The following is a 16,004-nucleotide window of genomic DNA, read 5'->3' as shown; positions in this document are numbered from 1 at the left end:
GCCCTGGCCGGCGCGGCCGCCTGGGCTTTGCCGCGGCGCCATTCGATCAGTCCGATGCGGATGCCGCTGGCGCAGATGATCGCGATCCCCAACCAGGTCAGCGGGTCTGGGAAATGCCCCCAGACCAGCCAGCCCACCGACGTGGCGCTGATGATCTGCAGGTAGATGAAGGGCGCCAGGGTGGAGGCGGGCGCGCGGCGATACGCGGCGATCTGGAACAGGTGGCCCACGCCGCCCGTGATGCCGGTCGAGATCAGCAGCAGCCAGTCCAGCGTGGACAAGCCCTGCAGCACGGGCAGGGCGGGCGGCAGGATGAAGGGCAAGGTGAGCGTGAGGCAGGCGGTGCCCACCGCGCCGCTCCAGATCAGCGAGGTGAACGGATCGTCGCCCGCCACGCGCCGCGTGGCGATGAACTGCGCGGCGAAGCAACAGGCGGTCAGGAGACCGAAGATGGTGCCGACCGGATGCAGCCCGCCGCCCGGTCGGATGACGATGATCACCCCGATGAAGGCGATGCCCGCCGCGACGAAGCGCGACAGGCGGGCGGGTTCCTTGAGGATCCAGGGCGCCAGCGACAGCACCAGCAGGGGGGCCAGGAAGTTGATGGAGGTGGCTTCGGCCTGCGGGATGTAGCTCAGCGTCGTGAAGAACATGAGCGTGGCCAGGAACATCGATCCGCCGCGGATAAGCTGCTCGCGCGGTTTGGTGCTGCGCAGCACGCGCACGCCGCGGGTGGGCAGCACCAGGGCCAGGACCAGCACCAGATGGATGGCGTAGCGGAACCAGGACAGCACCAGCAGGGGCACGCCGGCGTTCATGACCCACTTGCCGCTGGCGTCCAGGCAGGACAGCGTCCACATCGAAAGGACCAGCAGCAGTATGCCGATCATCGGGCCGCGTGCGGCGGGCGCGCTGGCGCGCGGGCGACCGGTATCGGCCGGGGGCATGGACAAGGCTCCTTTCAGCGTGAAATGGCCGCGCCGCGATTCGAGGCGACGGGCGGCTGACATGATACGCTCATCCCGCCGGGGGAAGAGGTCTTGGGCCAATGATAGAACTACGCAACATCGAAACTTTTTTCTGGGTCGCCACGCTGGGCAGCTTTCGCGCCGCGTCGGACAAGCTCAACACCACGCAGCCCGCCGTCTCGCAGCGCATCGCCTCGCTCGAGGCCGACCTGGGTGTCAAGCTGTTCGAGCGCGAAGCCCGCGGCGTCAAGCTGACCGCCAAGGGGCATGAACTTTTGTCGCACGCGGAACGCATGCTGCAAGTGCGGCGCGACATGTTCGAAGCCGCGCGCGAACAGAACGTCATGACCGGCACGGTGCGCATCGGCGTGGCCGAGACCATCGTGCAGACGTGGCTGCCGGCCCTGATCGAGCTGATCCATACGACCTATCCGGCCCTGGTGCTGGAGATCGAAGTGGACACCACACACGTCCTGCGTTCGCACCTGATGTCGCGCCAGATCGACCTGGCCTTCCTGATGGGGCCGGTGCTGGAGGCGCGCGTCGAGAATCTGCCGCTATGCACATATCCGCTGGCGTGGGTGGCCAGCCCGCTGCTGGACCTGGGGCCCGAGCCCCTGACGCTGGCGACGATCGGCAAGCTGCCGATCATCACGTATCCATCCAACAGTTCACCGTACCGGGTAGTGCGCGACATGCTCACGCGGGCGGGCGTCACGTCGCCGCGCATGTATGGCAGCGCGTCCATGTCCATGGTGGTCAGGATGACGCAGGACGCCATCGGCACCAGCGTGATCGCGCCGGTGTTCCTGGGCAAGGAACTGGCCCGGGGCGAGTTGCGCATCCTGCAGGTGCAGGCCGACCCGTTGCCCGAACTGAGTTTCACCGCGACCTGGGTGCAAGGCCCGGACAGCCACGCCGTGCGCGTCATCGCGCAGATGGCGCAGAAGGTCGCGGCGCAGGCCTGAAGACGCGTTCTCTTCGTAGGTGTTTACCCCAGCCGCCCGGACCGCCCGCCATTGCGCGAGCGGCCGGCCAGACCGATTCCGGATAGCCAGGACTGCCCGCAAAGCCGCGCCAATGCTGGCTTTGCGAAAATGCCGCGCGGGCGGCGCCGGCGAGACTTAAAAATTATTTATACCCCCACATCGCAACTTACGATTGGACGCTCTTGTCCCCTGGCGATGCAATGGCGCTACAGAAAAAAGCAGCGCCTGGATAAACAGTGCGGGGGAAAACCATGAATAGGCATCGATTGCTGGTCAGGCCGAGCGCGGCGAGGCGCCATGCGCGACTTTGCGCAGGTTCCGCTTGCGGTTTCCCCGTTTCTGCCTCGCGTTCCTGAACCACCGATTCTTACCGGCGCGCGACCAGGATAACGGGATCCCGCGCGCGACAGACCATCCCGCCAGCCAGGAGTTTTGTTCATGAAGAAGTCTCTTGCTTTCGCCGCCGTCGCCGCCAGCCTGCTGGCCGGCGCCGTCCAGGCCCAGGACCTGCCCAAAACCAATCTGAAGGTCGTGGGCGGCCTGTCGAACCTGACCGCCTACAACGATTACGAGAAGCCGTTCTGGACCAAGACCATCCCCGAGCTGTCCAAGGGCCAGGTCACGGCGGAAATCAAGGGCTTCAACGAAATGGGCCTGAAGGGTCCCGAGCTGCTGCGCCTGATGTCTCAGGGCGTGATCGAATTCGGCACGGCCACGCTGTCGTACTTCGCCAGCGACAATCCCATCAATGAAGCGATCGACCTGGCCGGCCTGGCGCCCGACGTCAAGACCGCGCGCGCCGTCACCGACGCGTTCGAGCCTGTCTACTCCAAGCTCTACGGCGAAGGCAACAACGTCAAGCTGCTGGGCATCTCGACCTATCCGGGCCAGGTGCTGTTCTGCAATGCCGAGATCAAGAGCCTGGCAGACATCAAGGGCAAGAAGGTGCGCACCAGCAGCCGCACCACCGCCGAGTTCGTCGAGGCGCTGGGCGGCTCCAGCGTGACGATGGCCTTCGGCGAAGTGGTCCCCGCGCTGCAGAACAAGGTCGTCGATTGCGCCATCACCGGTTCGCTGTCGGGCTATTCGGCCAAGTGGTATGAAGTGTCCACCCACCTGGTCGCGCTGCCGATCAACTGGAACCAGCAGATCCATGCCGTCAACCAGAAGGCCTGGGACAAGCTGGATCCCAAGGTGCGCACGTTCCTGCAGGCCAATGTGAAGACGCTGGTCGACAACATCTGGGACGCCGCCGCGCGCCAGACGCAGGAAGGCTATGACTGCAACACCGGCGCCGCCGCTTGCCCGTACCCCGTGAAGGGCAAGATGGTGCTGGTGCAGCCCTCCGAGGCCGACCACGCCCTGCTGAAGAAGGTTGCGCAAGAGGCCGTGCTGCCCAAGTGGGCCGCCCGCTGCTCGGCGCAGTGCGTCAAGGACTGGAACGCCACCGTCGGCAAGACGCTTGGCCTGACCGCCAGCAAGTAAGCACCGGGGCGCGCCTCCCCGCGGGACGGCGCGCCTTGCTGCCTTTGATACCGGCCTGTGATACCGGGCTGAACCCCAGAGGTTCCATTCATGACTCAAACCGAACACTTCCGCCTGCTCGGCGGCCTGTTGCGGCGCGCCGAGAGCTTTTCGCGCGCGGCCGTCTGGGCCGGGGGCGCCTTGACGGTGGCCAGCGTGCTGCTGATCTCCTTCGACGTGCTGGCCCGCAAATTCCTTGGCTTCACGACGGGCGGGGCGGACGAACTGTCCAGCTACGCCTTCGCGATCAGCACGTCGTGGGCGCTGGCATTCGCCACGCTGCAACGCGCCAACGTGCGCGTCGACGTGCTCTACCAATATCTTCCGGTGCGCCTGTCGGCCGTGCTGGACTGGATTTCCATGGTGGCGCTGGCCGTCTTCATGGTGTTCCTGACCTACTACGCCTATGACGTGGTGCAGACCTCCTGGATGCAGAAATCCGCCGCCAACACGCCGCTCGCGACCCCGCTGTGGATCCCGCAGGGATTGTGGGTGCTCGGCCTGGCCTGGATGTGCATCACCGTCGCGCTGATGCTGGCGCGGGCGTCGGCCGCGCTGGTCACGGGCGACATCGAACTGGTCAAGCAGATCTGCGGCGTGCGTTCCGCGCAGGAAGAAGCTGACGAAGAAGCCGCCGCGGGCGAGCGCATGGTGAAGGGAGAATCCGCATGATTTCCACCGCTTTGACACTGTTGCTGGTGCTGATCGGGCTGTCGATTCCCGTGGGCGCCGCGCTCGGCGTGCTGGGGCTCATCCTGGATCCGCTGTTCTCGATGCTGCCGCTGTCGCGCGCCATCGGCGAGATCTCCTGGAGCTCCAACAACGAATTCCTGCTGGTCGCCATTCCGCTGTTCATCATGCTGGGCGAGGTGCTGCTGCGCGCCGGCTTCGCCGAGCGCATGTACAGCGCAATGAGCCTGTGGCTGTCGTGGCTGCCGGGCGGGCTGATGCATGCCAACATCGGGGCGTCCACGCTGTTTTCCGCGACCTCCGGGTCCAGCGTCGCCACGGCCGCGACGGTTGGCACCGTCGCCATCCCCCAGATCCGCAAGTACGGCTACAACGAGCCGCTGTTTCTGGGCAGCCTGGCCGCGGGCGGCACCCTCGGCATCCTGATTCCGCCGTCGATCAACCTGGTCATCTACGGCGTGCTGACGAATTCGTCGGTGCCCAAGCTGTACCTGGCCGGCATCATCCCCGGCTTCGCAATGGCGGCGCTGTTCATGCTGACGGTGGTCATCGCCTGCGTGGCCAAGCCCTCGTGGGGCGGCAAGAAGATCACCGCGACCTGGGGCCAGCGCATCGCCAGCCTTGTGCACCTTGCACCGCCCCTGGGCATCTTCTTCCTGGTGGTGGGCTCGATCTACGCCGGCCTGGCGACGCCGACGGAAGCCGCCGCGCTGGGCGTGTTCGGCGCGTTCATCCTGGCGGCCTGGTTCCGCCGCCTGACGTGGTCGATGCTGCGCGAGGTGATGGAAGGCACGATGCGCTCCACCGCCATGATCATGCTGATCGTCATCGCGGCCAGCTTCCTGAACTTCGTCATGTCCGCCACCGGCCTGACCGATGCGCTGACGCAGTCGATCACCGGCCTGGGCCTGTCGCCGGGCTGGATGCTGCTGATCGTGGTGGTGTTCTACCTGGTGCTCGGCTGCTTCATGGAAACGCTGTCCATGATGATCACGACGATCCCCATCGTCGCTCCCATCATGATCGCCCTGGGCTACGACCCGATCTGGCTCGGCATCGTGATCATCATCCTGGTCGAGGCCGCCCTGATCACGCCGCCCGTCGGTCTGAATCTGTTCGTGGTGCAGAGCCTGCGCAAGAGCGGTTCCATGAGCGCGGTCATCGTCGGCAGCCTGCCGTTCGTCGCGGCCATGTTCGTGATGCTGGCCCTGCTGGCGTTCTGGCCCGACATCGCGCTGTGGCTGCCGCGCGTCTTCGGCTGATCCCATCCATTTTCTGAATCCGGCGCGGCTTCATGCCGCGCGCCCCTCAAAGACATCTTCGCAGGACTGATATGAAAGCCGTATTCAAGATCGACGACGCCAATCCCCGCCAGGTGGAAGTGGACTTCAACTCCGTGATCGTGGCGGGCTGGGCCGGCCGCGACATGGCCGCCATCGAGCATCACATCGAGGAACTGGCCGCCATCGGCGTGCCGCGCCCGACCAGCGTGCCGCTGTACTACCGCATCGCCGAGAACCAGCTCACCCAGGCCGCCAACGTGCAGGCGCTGGGCGTGGAATCCTCGGGCGAAGTCGAAACGTTCGTGTTCGCCGTGGACGGCGAGATGTACGTCAGCATCGCGTCGGACCATACCGACCGCAAGCTGGAAACGGTCAGCGTCGCCATGTCCAAGCAGGTCTGCGCCAAGCCCGTGGCGACCGAAGCCTGGCGCCTGGCCGACGTGGCGGCCCACTGGGACGAGCTGATCATCCGCTCGTACATCGTCGAAAACGGCGAGAAGGTGCTGTACCAGGAAGGCCCGCTGTCCACGCTGCGCACGCCGCAGGACCTGATCGCCGGCTACACCGGCGGCGCCGCGGTGCTGCCGCAAGGCGCGGGCATGACCTGCGGCACCGTGGGCGCCATTGGCGGCATCCGCGCCGCGGCGGATTTCACCATGGAGCTGTTCGATCCGCGCCTGCAGCGCACGCTGCGCCACAGCTATCATGTTGAATCGCTGCCTGTGGTGGCCTGATTCCCGCCGCGCACGGCCTTGATCACCAGGCGCTTGCCCTTCGGTTGCGCCTGTCCGCACTTTTACGCCGCCAGGCGGCATTAGGACAATGATGGTTTCGACCCTGAACGATCTGACCCTGGCCCTGAACGAGGGCCGCAGCACCTCTGTCGAGCTGACCGAAGCCGCGCTGGCCCGGGCGCGGGACGAGGCGGGCGAGGGCGCCCGCGTGTTCACCAAGCTGTACGCAGAAGCGGCGCTGGCCCAGGCGCGCGCCTCCGACACCCTGCGCGCGGCCGGCATCGTGCGTTCCGCCGTGGAAGGCCTGCCGATCAGCATCAAGGACCTGTTCGACATCGAAGGCGAAACCACGATGGCCGGCTCGGTGGCGCGCGAAGGCGAGCCCGCGGCCGAAGAGAACGCCGAGGTCGTGCAGCGCCTGATCGCCGCGGGCGCCGTCATCATCGGCCGCACCAACATGACCGAATTTGCCTATTCGGGCCTGGGCATCAACCCCCATTACGGCACCCCGCTGAACCCCTATGACCGCGCCACCGGCCGCATTCCCGGCGGTTCGTCCTCGGGCGCCGCGGTGTCGGTCGCGGACGGCATGGCCGTTGCGGGCATCGGTTCGGACACGGGCGGTTCCGTCCGCATTCCCGCCGCCCTGTGCGGCCTGACCGGCTTCAAGCCCAGCGCCTGGCGCGTGTCCATGCAGGGCGTGCTGCCGCTGTCGGCAAACCTGGATTCCATCGGCCCGATCGCGGCCAGCGTGCGCTGCTGCGCCGAACTGGACGCCATCCTGTCCGGCGACGGCGGTCCGGTGCCGCAAGCGATGCCCGTGCGCGGCCTGCGCCTGGCCATTCCCACCACGCTGGCGCTGGATGCGATGGACAAGCACGTCTCCGACACCTTCGCGGCGGCGGTGCAGCGGCTGCAGGACGCGGGCGCGCTGGTCGACAGGATCGAGATCCCCGAATTCGCCGAACTGGCCTCCATCAACAGCAAGGGCGGCTTTACCGCCGCCGAGGCCTGGGCCTGGCACCGCGACCTGATCGCGCGCGCCGGCAAACGCTACGATCCGCGCGTCGTGTCGCGCATCATGCGCGGCCAGGACATGTCCGCGGCCGACTACCTGGACCTGCTGGACGCGCGCGAAGCGTGGGTCGCGGCGGTGGACCACCGCATCGCGGGCTACGACGCCCTGATCATGCCCACCACGCCCATCGTGGCGCCGGCGGTGGCGGACCTGCAGGCTTCCGATGACGCCTATTACGCGGCCAACGGCCTGATCCTGCGCAACCCGACGTTGATCAACTTCCTGGACGGCTGCGCGCTGTCGCTGCCTTGCCAGGCGGCGGGCACGGCGCCCGTCGGCCTGATGATCGCGGGCAGCAACGGCACGGACCGCCGGATCCTTGGCATCGGGCTGGCGGTCGAAGCGCTGTTCGCCAACCGCTGATCATCGTTCGAACAACCTGCAACACGAGACTTTCCATGGCTGACGCCAATCCACTTCGACACAGCGTCGCGCTGGCCCGCCAGGCGCGGCTGGACGCGCGCAGCGGCCGCCTGACCGGTCCCACGGCCAACCTGGCGCCCGGGCACGTGCAGGCCAACCTGGCGATCCTGCCGCGTGCGCTGGCGGCGGACTTCCTGCATTTCTGCCAGCGCAATCCCAAGCCGTGCCCGTTGCTCGCCATGTCCGAGCCCGGCGATCCATCGCTGCCGGAACTGGGCGCGGACATCGACATCCGCACCGACGTTCCGCGGTACCGGGTCTGGAAGAAGGGCGAGCTGGTCGCGGAGCCCACCGATGTGCGCGACATCTGGCGCGACGATCTCGTGTCCTTCCTCATCGGATGTTCGTTTTCATTCGAAGAGGCGATGCTCGACAACGGCCTGCCGGTGCGCCACATCGAGCAAGGCAGCAATGTACCGATGTACCGGACGAACATTCCGACGCAGCAAGCTGGCGTGTTCGGCGGCCCCCTGGTCGTGTCGATGCGGCCGTTGAAGGCGGCCGACGCCATCCGGGCGATCCAGGTCACCTCGCGCTTTCCGTCGGTGCATGGCGCCCCGGTTCATATCGGGGATCCGGCGCTGATCGGTATCAAGGATATCGATCGTCCCGACTACGGCGACCCCGTGGAGATACGCGCGGGCGAGATGCCGGTGTTCTGGGCTTGCGGCGTGACGCCGCAATCCGTCGTGGCGGCCGTGCGGCCCGATTTTTGCATTACGCACGCGCCGGGCCACATGCTGGTCACCGACCTCATCAACAGCCGCATGGCGGTGCTGTAGGCCACCTGTGCGAAACATTGCGCCCGTCCGCCGTCAGTGCGGACGGGCGCTTCTTTTTGGGCCCGCGGTTCAGCGGGGAGCGGGCGCGGGCCTCAGGCCGCGCATCAGGTCCTCGACGCGTTGCTCGTAGTCCGCGGGAAAGGTCCAGAAGCGCATGCCCTGCGGCGTGAATGCCTCCTGCAACCCGCGCTCGGCCGGCGCCTTGTGCCACAGGAACTGCATCAGGACATCGCTGCTGACCCACGCGTTGCTGAACCAGAAGCTGTGTGCGCGGCGTCCCATGTCGGGAATGTTGCGGGGGTCCACCCGGATCATGTCGAAGTTCAGCCGTTGCGATGCCGCGTTAACGAATTCGATCTGTTCTTCGGTAAGGTCATCGGCATTGGGGCGGCCGGCGCGCGACGCACGCTGGTGCCGCGCCGCGAAGCGCAACGCGCGGTCGCCCAGGTTGGCGCCCAGGCTTACGCGCTGCGTCAGGTCGATGTACTGGCGCAGGTCGGTCACGAAGCGGTAAGTGTCTTCGTCCGGTGCGGCGAAATAGATCTGTCCCAGGCGCAGCCTTGCCCGCAAGGCGTCGCGCGATTCGCCTTCCCGAGGCTGGGCCAGCGTGGCAAGGCCTTCGCTGGCAATCCGGGCGCCTGCGCTGAACGCGAGGATGTTGATGTGCTCCGCGTTGGTGTTCTCGGACAACAGTTCGATCAGGCGCGCGAACGCCGGCACGGACGCCCGCGCGGACCGGACATCGGTCGCATAGGAAAGCAGGCTGCCGGCCGACGGCCACAGGAAAGCCAGGACGACGGCCTGGCGGCCGGTGAAATGGTGGAATTGCGCGGCTTGCGCCGTGCCGCGCCACACCGCGTTGTTGAAGCCATGCACGTAGACGATCAGGTCCGGGTGCTGGCTGACGGCCAGCGCCTTGTTGATGACGCTGAAATACGCCTGCGCCTCGGGCGAGGCCGCGGCGTCGCTTTGCGGCGTGAGCGCAACCAGTTCGTCCATCCGCTCCAGGCTCAGCACGGGCCTGCCGCGCTGGCTTGGCGATGTGGAGAGCTGGCGCAGCTGCTCCCAATCCAGCGTGCCGTCGCCGACCTGGACCTGCGCCACGCCCAGGCGCAGGGTGTCGCTGGGGAAGATCGAGTAGAACGGCTGGCGCGACTCGATGAAGACGGCGCGATTGGTGGCGTACAGCAGCGGTATCGACGTGCTGTCGCCCTTGGCTTCGTTGAGTTTGAAGGGGTCGGTCTGGCCGGCCGTGAACTTTACCGGCGTCGGCATGAGCTGGACGGGCGAGGAGCAGGCCGCCAGCAGGGCCAGCGTGGCCAAGGCCAGGGATGTCCGGGCCGCGCGCGGCAGGCGGGCGGCGGACGCGAACGCGCGGACATCGTAAAGGCTCATGCGGCGGGCCCGATTGATGTTGGAGAATTGGCGCTGCGCATGGGCCAGGGGCAGGGTGCGGGCGGCCAGAGGAATTCCACGGGAAACGGCGAAGGCACCCGTTGGATTGTCGCCGTGGTTTTTGCGGCGATCAAGGGGGGGGGCTTGGGGGGGAGGGGTTGGCTGGTGTCAGACACGCACGGTGTCTGACACGCAGGAGGTTAGAAAATGTGCCGGAAGCCCACTGCCGCGCCGACCTGGTTGCTCTTGCCGGCGATTTCGCCGCTGGCGGCGTCGCTGACCTTGTTCCAGTCCACGGTGCCGTACAGTTGCGAGCGCTTGGACAGCGAGTACTCCGCCACCGCGACGAGCGCGTAGCGCTTGCCCTTGTCGCCTTCCACGACCACGTTCTCGCTGCGGTCGTAGTAGGCGGCGCCGGTGATGGCCCAGCGCGGCGTGGCCTGCCAGGTCACGCCGGCGAAGTAGCCGTTGTCCTTGCGGTCCAGGCTGGCGGTGGTGGTGCCGCCCATGACGCCGTTGACCCAGCCCGTTTCGTCGCGGCCATTGAAGTAGCCGACGAACACCTTGGCGGAGTCGAACTGGTACGTGGCGTTCAGGTTCCAGGCACGCTGGCGCAGGTCCGAATCGGTGCCGTCGTAGGTCTGCTGCCAGGCGGCGCCCAGGCCCAGTTGGCCGGCGGTGTAGCGCAGGCTGGCGCCGTACTGCTGGCCTGCCTTGTGGTCGTCCCAATCATCGCCGTTGGCCCAGGACGCCACCACGGCCAGGTTGCCGAAGGTGTTGGCGTACTTGGTCATGTTGTTGGTGCGCACGCGCGACATGGCGGCGGGCAGCCAGGCGTTCTGGTCGTAGTTGCCGACGGTCAGCGGGTCGAAGTAGTCGGCCAGCAGGTCGAACATCGGGGTGTTCTGCAGGCCCAGCGTCAGGGTGCCGATGCCGCCTCCGTCCAGGCCTACGTAGGCCAGGCGGCTGAAGGCCTTGGTGGTGTCCGAACCTTTCCCGTTCTGCAGGTTGATGCCGTTTTCCAGGCGAAAGAAGGCGCGGTTGCCGCCGCCCAGGTCTTCGGAGCCGCGCAGGCCCCAGCGGCTGTTGGAGATTGCGCCGTTCTCCATGGAGACGCGGCTGCCGTCTTCGCCCACGCTGCCGGCGCTGGTGCTCAGGTAGCGGATGCTGACGTCGGCGATGCCGTACAGGGTGACGCTGGTTTCGGCGCTGGCCGCGCCGGCGGCCATGCCAACGCTGGCTGCCGCCAGCGCTAAGTTGATGCGTTTCACGGTGATGCGTTTCACGTAGGACTCCTCCTGGTGTAGCTGATTTGTGGTTGCGCCGCGCTTGTGGCCCGGCTGGTTGCTTGCGGCGGATCGCCGCAAGCCAGGCCGCTGCACCGACGCTTTGGGTAAGCGCGGGTCCGGAGCTTGGGCCTTGATGCAGGTTGCGCCATGCCGGTGCCGCGCATGGACGGATGGAATTCTAGAAAAGTTGGGCGGGGCGAAGGGCAGAAATCCTTGCGCGTTTTCCCTGGTTTACACAGATGGAAAACAGGGGGAGGGGGTATCGAATCCGGGCGCGGGCCCAAAAAAAACCCCGTTCATGGAACGGGGTCTTGTGGCGGGGGGCTGGCGGGGCGCCGGCCTACAGCGTCATGTGCAGCGGCAGCCAGGTGGCGATGCCCGGCGCCACATAGAGCAACAGCACGGCCAGGATCATCAGGAAGAACATCGGCAGCGAGGCGCGCGCGATGTAGGGCAGTTCCCGACCGCTCATACCAGACAGAACGAAGAGGTTGAACCCCACCGGCGGTGTGATCTGTGCCATTTCCACCACGAACACGATGAAGATGCCAAACCAGATCAGGTCGATGCCGGCCGCCTGCACGGTCGGCAGGAGCACGCCCATGGTCAGCACCACGATCGAGATGCCGTCCAGGAAGCAGCCCAGGACGATGAAGAAGACCATCAGCGCCATGATCAGGCCGAACTGCGACAGCCCCAGCCCGCCGATCCATTCCGCCAGCGCGCGCGGCAGGCCGATATAGCCCATGGCCAGCGTGAGGAACTGCGCGCCCGCCAGGATCAGCGCGATCATGCAGTACAGCCGGGTGGCGCCCAGCAGCGATTGCATGAAAGCGGAGCGGTTGAGGGACCCCTGCAGCGCCGACAGGATCAGCGCGCCCACCACGCCCACCGCCGCCGCTTCGGTGGCGGTGGCGATGCCGGTGTAGATGGAGCCCAGCACGGCGCCGATCAGCAGCAGCACGGGAATCAGGTGGCGCGAGCGCGACAGCTTTTCCATGAACGACAGGCCGGGATCCGCCGCCGGTACTTCGCCGGGATTGCGGATGGCCCACCAGGCGATATAGCCCATGAACAGCGCCGCCAGCAGGATGCCGGGCACGATGCCGGCAATGAACAGCTTGGCGATGGAGACATCCGCGGCTACGCCATAGACGATCATGATGATCGAGGGCGGAATGAGCAGGCCCAGGGTGCCGGCGCCCGACAGCGTGCCGAGGATCTTTTCCTCGGGGTAGCCGCGGCGCGTCAGTTCCGGGATGGTCATCTTGCCGACGGTGGCGCAGGTGGCGGCCGAGGAACCCGACACCGCCGCGAAGATCGCGCAGCCGATTACGTTGGTATGAAGCAGGCGCCCGGGCAGCCGGTTGAGCCAGGGCGCGAGCCCCTTGAACAGGTCCTCCGACAGCCGCGTGCGGAACAGGATTTCCCCCATCCACAGGAACAGCGGCAGCGCGGTCAGCGTCCAGCTGGACGATGCGCCCCAGATCGTGACGGCCATGGCGTCGCCTGCCGGGCGGCTGGAGAAGATCTCCATGCCGATCCAGGCCGTGCCCGCCAGGGTCAGGCCGACCCAGACCCCGCAGCCGAGCAGGACGAAGATCGAAACGACCAATAAGGTGATGACGAGAAGTTCATTCATGGGTTTGCTGCGAAGTGGCGGCGGCCTGGCCGCGTGAACGGCGGACCAGTTCGTCGACGAGCGCGACGAAGAACAGGATCGTGCCCACGGCCATGGTTGACTGCGGAATCCAGAGCGGGGTGGCGTCGTTCGATGTGGAAATGTCGTTGAACAGCCAGGAGTCGTAGGTCAGCTTGACGCTGAAAAAGGCAAACGCGGCGGCCAGTAGGCAGCCGACGGCCAGTGCGAAGATGTCCAGCCGGCGGCTGCTTGCGGGAGCCAGCGAATTGAGCAGCAGCGTCACGCGGATGTGTTCGCCGTGCTTGAAGGTGCTGGCCAAAGCCAGGAAGCCGGCGGCGGCCATGAAGTAGCCGGCGTAGGCGTCGGTGCCGGGGATGTTGAAACTGAGCTGGCGGGCGATGATCGCCGCCAGCACCGAGACCAGCACGCCGATCGTGCACAGGCCGGCCAGCAGGCCGGCCGCGCCGTACAGGCTATCTAGAAAACGGCGCATGGCGATATCACTGCTTCTTGTAGGCGTCGATCATGGCCTGGCCGTCCGCGCCAGCCTTCTTGAGCCAGTCGTCCAGCATGCGCTTGCCGATCACGCTCAGGCCTTCCTTGAGCTCAACCGTGGGCGCAATGGTTTCCATGCCGTTCTTGGCCAGCTCGGCCTGATACCACTTGTTCTTTTCCTGCGACAGCTTCCAGCCGCGTTCCTCGGCCTGCGCGCCGGCCTTTTTCAAGGCTTCCTGCGTGGCGGGGTCCAGGGCGTCGAAGGCCTTCTTGTTGACGATGATGGCGTTCTTGGGCAGCCAGGCCTGCGTGTCGTAGAACTTCTTGATGTATTCGTAGGTCTTGGTGTCGTAGCCGGTGGACGCGGACGACATGTAGGAGTCGATCACGCCGGTGGCCAGCGCCTGGGCCAGTTCGGCCTGCTGCACGGTCACGGGCTGGGCGCCGACCAGTTCGGCGATCTTGGCCGTCACGGGGCTGTAGGCGCGCCACTTCAGGCCCTTCATGTCGCTGATCTGCTTGATGTCCTTGTTGGCGAAGATGCCCTGGGGCGGCCAGGCCACCGCGTACAGGAGCGTCATGCCTTGCGAGGCCAGCTTCTTTTCCAGGAACGGCTTTTGCGCCTGGTACAGCTTGAACGAGGCGTCGTAGCCGGTGGCCAGGAAGGGCAGGCCGTCCAGTTCGTAGATCGGGTCTTCGTTGGCAAAGTTGGTCAGCAGGATTTCGCCGATCTGCGCCTGGTTGCCTTGCACCGCGCGCTTGATTTCAGGCGCCTTGTACAGCGAGGCATTGTTGTGCAGCGTGATCTTCAGCTTGCCTTGCGACAGCGAGTCGACGTCCTTGATGAAGGTCGTCAGGTTCTCGACGTGGAAGTTGCTCGCCGGATAGGCGCTGGGGAGGTCCCACTTGGTCTGGGCCTGTGCGCCCGCGCTGAATGCCAGGACGATGCTGCCGGTCAGCAGCGAGATTTTCTTGTACATGATGGTCCTTCTTTGCGAATGATGAAGACGGGCCTGGCCCGATAGGCATTGCGGAAAAAAGAATGCGCGGCGCGGCGTCGCGCCGCCGTAGCGCCGTGCCATTCTATGTTGCTGTGCGGTAACAAAGCGCGGGAAATCGCGCCTTTACGGGTAATTCCTAGGGGCCGCTGTTGCACGGTGGTTGAAGGTTCAATGTTTCGTCCGCCGCGCGCATTGCGATCCGGCGCGCGGCTTTTTCTTCTAAGATTGCGGGATTGCATACGTAGCGCCGAGGGCAGCGTGAATTTCGTTTTTCGCCGTGATGAGTTGCTGGTCGAGGAATCGTCCAGCGTGTTGCCGGATACGGCGTTGTGCGAACGCATCGGGCTGCAGGCCGCGGCGCTGCAGCCGGTATGGATGCAGGTGGGCTCCCCGTATCGCACCGTGTGCGTGGATCCGGGGATCGAAGCGCCTCAAGGCTATGCGTTCAAGAAGCTGCGCTCGCTGTTCGGCGTGTTCGACGACGAAGGCATGGCGCTGGCCGGCCGCGCTTACCAGATCGCGGAATGGGCGCGCACCCACCGCTTTTGCGGCGCCTGCGGCACGCCCGCGGAGCGCGTCAGCCACGAATTCTGCCTGCGCTGCCCGTCCTGCGGCTTTTCGGCCTATCCGCGCATCTCGCCGGCCATGATGGTCCTGATTCGCAAGGGGGACAGCATCCTGCTGGCCCGTCACGCCAACTCGCCCACGGCCCGCTATACCGCGCTGGCCGGCTTCGTCGAACCCGGCGAGAGCATCGAGCAGACCGTGCACCGCGAAATCTACGAAGAGGTCGGGCTGAAGGTCGGCAATCTGCAGTACTTCGGCAGCCAGTCCTGGCCCTTTCCGCATTCGCTGATGGTCGCGTTCACCGCCGACTACGTGTCGGGCGATATCCGCGTCCAGGAAGACGAAATCGCCGACGCGCGCTGGTTCGGCCCGGGCGACGCCATGCCCGACATCGCCGCCCGCATCTCCATCGCCGGATGGCTGATCCGTGCGAACCTTCCCATGGGCTGGTCAGCCCCCTGATCCTGGCCCTGTTCCGCTAGGGGTATTCCCTCGAACCGAGGGAATTCTGGCGTTCAGTCGTTATTTTTTATTGATGAAATATAGATAAATTATTAGTATTTCACTCAAATAAACTCGGCTTTGGTCTCTTATGACACCCGCTTTGATAGCGTCGTCGGCCCATCTGGCCGGCGGCAGCGCGCCCGACCTCTCCGAAGTGGAGTTCGGCCTGATGATCGCCAGCCATGCCTTTGACCGCTGGACCGTGCGTTGCATGGCGGCGGCGGGCCTGCCCGACCTGACCCCGACCGACGTCATGGTCTTCCACCACGTCTACCACCGGCAGCGGCCCAAGAAGCTTGCCGACATCTGCTTCACCTTGAATGTGGAAGACACCCACATCGTCAGCTACGCGCTCAAGAAGCTGGACAGAATGGGCGTGGTGCGCGGCGAGCGCAGCAGCAAGGAAGTGTTCTACAGCGTCACGCCCGAAGGCGCGGCGATTCTCAAGCGCTACGGAGAAATCCGCGAGCAATGCCTGACCGCCGGGCTGGACACGCCGGGCGGAGGCGGCCTGGATTTCAGCCGCCAGCTGGCGCACACGCTGCGCGCACTGTCCGGCCTGTACGACCAGGCGGCGCGGGCCGCGACCTCTCTCTGAACCCAACACGCGGGGCTTGCCCCGATATCAGCAACCCGACCG

General features: G+C 65.9%; 15 protein-coding genes. 9 read left to right on the top strand and 6 right to left on the bottom strand.

Annotated elements, in window-relative coordinates; all coding sequences use genetic code 11:
* Positions 1 to 947 (bottom strand): DMT family transporter (locus tag ABE485_RS23440; protein WP_346517644.1); only part of this gene is annotated, 947 nt, incomplete at its 3' end.
* A gap of 101 nt (positions 948 to 1,048) precedes the next feature.
* Here ABE485_RS23440 and ABE485_RS23435 point away from each other — a divergent pair.
* The 7 genes from ABE485_RS23435 to ABE485_RS23405 all read left to right on the top strand — a co-directional run bounded on the left by ABE485_RS23435 (position 1,049) and on the right by ABE485_RS23405 (position 8,471).
* A complete protein-coding gene (locus ABE485_RS23435; protein ID WP_346517639.1) occupies positions 1,049 to 1,936 on the top strand; it encodes a LysR family transcriptional regulator in 888 nt (295 codons plus the stop codon).
* A gap of 459 nt (positions 1,937 to 2,395) precedes the next feature.
* Positions 2,396 to 3,442: a TRAP transporter substrate-binding protein gene (locus ABE485_RS23430; RefSeq protein ID WP_346517638.1), complete on the top strand. Its 1,047-nt coding sequence runs from the start codon at positions 2,396 to 2,398 to the stop codon at positions 3,440 to 3,442.
* 90 nt (positions 3,443 to 3,532) lie between these two features.
* Positions 3,533 to 4,153, top strand: a complete 621-nt coding sequence (locus ABE485_RS23425; protein ID WP_346517637.1) for a TRAP transporter small permease subunit — start codon at positions 3,533 to 3,535, stop codon at positions 4,151 to 4,153.
* Positions 4,150 to 5,433, top strand: coding sequence for a TRAP transporter large permease (locus ABE485_RS23420; RefSeq protein ID WP_346517636.1), 1,284 nt, complete (start codon positions 4,150 to 4,152; stop codon positions 5,431 to 5,433). The genes ABE485_RS23425 and ABE485_RS23420 overlap by 4 nt, the downstream gene beginning before the upstream one ends.
* Positions 5,434 to 5,504: 71 nt before the next feature.
* Positions 5,505 to 6,188: a DUF2848 domain-containing protein gene (locus tag ABE485_RS23415; RefSeq protein ID WP_346517635.1), complete on the top strand. Its 684-nt coding sequence runs from the start codon at positions 5,505 to 5,507 to the stop codon at positions 6,186 to 6,188.
* Between the two features lie 91 nt (positions 6,189 to 6,279).
* Entirely contained in the window at positions 6,280 to 7,629 is a 1,350-nt protein-coding gene (locus tag ABE485_RS23410) for an amidase (RefSeq protein WP_346517643.1), read from the top strand.
* Between the two features lie 35 nt (positions 7,630 to 7,664).
* Positions 7,665 to 8,471 carry a putative hydro-lyase gene (locus ABE485_RS23405; RefSeq protein WP_346517634.1) on the top strand — a complete coding sequence of 269 codons (807 nt, stop codon included), beginning with the start codon at positions 7,665 to 7,667 and terminating at the stop codon, positions 8,469 to 8,471.
* Positions 8,472 to 8,540: 69 nt separating this feature from the next.
* On the opposite strand, the gene ABE485_RS23400 is transcribed toward ABE485_RS23405, so the two are convergent.
* From ABE485_RS23400 to ABE485_RS23380, 5 genes are all read right to left on the bottom strand, one after another.
* Entirely contained in the window at positions 8,541 to 9,866 is a 1,326-nt protein-coding gene (locus ABE485_RS23400; RefSeq protein WP_346517633.1) for an alpha/beta hydrolase, read from the bottom strand.
* A gap of 200 nt (positions 9,867 to 10,066) precedes the next feature.
* A complete protein-coding gene (locus ABE485_RS23395; protein WP_346517642.1) occupies positions 10,067 to 11,137 on the bottom strand; it encodes a porin in 1,071 nt (356 codons plus the stop codon).
* A 358-nt stretch (positions 11,138 to 11,495) separates the two neighbouring features.
* Complete coding sequence (locus ABE485_RS23390) at positions 11,496 to 12,797, bottom strand: TRAP transporter large permease (RefSeq protein WP_346517632.1); 1,302 nt, start codon at positions 12,795 to 12,797, stop codon at positions 11,496 to 11,498.
* Entirely contained in the window at positions 12,790 to 13,290 is a 501-nt protein-coding gene (locus tag ABE485_RS23385; protein WP_346517631.1) for a TRAP transporter small permease, read from the bottom strand. Before ABE485_RS23385 ends, ABE485_RS23390 begins: the two co-directional genes overlap by 8 nt.
* Positions 13,291 to 13,297: 7 nt before the next feature.
* Positions 13,298 to 14,272, bottom strand: a complete 975-nt coding sequence (locus ABE485_RS23380; RefSeq protein ID WP_346517630.1) for a TRAP transporter substrate-binding protein — start codon at positions 14,270 to 14,272, stop codon at positions 13,298 to 13,300.
* A gap of 279 nt (positions 14,273 to 14,551) precedes the next feature.
* On the opposite strand from ABE485_RS23380, the gene nudC reads away from it, so the two are divergent.
* Positions 14,552 to 15,322, top strand: coding sequence for an NAD(+) diphosphatase (gene nudC / locus ABE485_RS23375; RefSeq protein ID WP_346517629.1), 771 nt, complete (start codon positions 14,552 to 14,554; stop codon positions 15,320 to 15,322).
* 130 nt (positions 15,323 to 15,452) lie between these two features.
* Entirely contained in the window at positions 15,453 to 15,962 is a 510-nt protein-coding gene (locus ABE485_RS23370) for a winged helix DNA-binding protein (RefSeq protein WP_346517628.1), read from the top strand.
* Positions 15,963 to 16,004 lie beyond the last annotated feature (42 nt).

The organism is Achromobacter spanius (genome assembly GCF_039673305.1).
In the GTDB taxonomy this organism is placed as follows: domain Bacteria; phylum Pseudomonadota; class Gammaproteobacteria; order Burkholderiales; family Burkholderiaceae_B; genus Achromobacter; species Achromobacter spanius_F.
This window is presented reverse-complemented; position numbering and strand designations above follow the sequence as displayed.

Coding starts and splice junctions, on each gene's coding strand:
- ABE485_RS23435 (WP_346517639.1), top strand. CDS start 1,049: ATGATAGAACTACGCAACATCGAAACTTTTTTCTGGGTCGCCACGCTG.
- ABE485_RS23430 (WP_346517638.1), top strand. CDS start 2,396: ATGAAGAAGTCTCTTGCTTTCGCCGCCGTCGCCGCCAGCCTGCTGGCC.
- ABE485_RS23425 (WP_346517637.1), top strand. CDS start 3,533: ATGACTCAAACCGAACACTTCCGCCTGCTCGGCGGCCTGTTGCGGCGC.
- ABE485_RS23420 (WP_346517636.1), top strand. CDS start 4,150: ATGATTTCCACCGCTTTGACACTGTTGCTGGTGCTGATCGGGCTGTCG.
- ABE485_RS23415 (WP_346517635.1), top strand. CDS start 5,505: ATGAAAGCCGTATTCAAGATCGACGACGCCAATCCCCGCCAGGTGGAA.
- ABE485_RS23410 (WP_346517643.1), top strand. CDS start 6,280: ATGGTTTCGACCCTGAACGATCTGACCCTGGCCCTGAACGAGGGCCGC.
- ABE485_RS23405 (WP_346517634.1), top strand. CDS start 7,665: ATGGCTGACGCCAATCCACTTCGACACAGCGTCGCGCTGGCCCGCCAG.
- ABE485_RS23400 (WP_346517633.1), bottom strand. CDS start 9,866: ATGAGCCTTTACGATGTCCGCGCGTTCGCGTCCGCCGCCCGCCTGCCG.
- ABE485_RS23390 (WP_346517632.1), bottom strand. CDS start 12,797: ATGAATGAACTTCTCGTCATCACCTTATTGGTCGTTTCGATCTTCGTC.
- ABE485_RS23385 (WP_346517631.1), bottom strand. CDS start 13,290: ATGCGCCGTTTTCTAGATAGCCTGTACGGCGCGGCCGGCCTGCTGGCC.
- ABE485_RS23380 (WP_346517630.1), bottom strand. CDS start 14,272: ATGTACAAGAAAATCTCGCTGCTGACCGGCAGCATCGTCCTGGCATTC.
- ABE485_RS23370 (WP_346517628.1), top strand. CDS start 15,453: ATGACACCCGCTTTGATAGCGTCGTCGGCCCATCTGGCCGGCGGCAGC.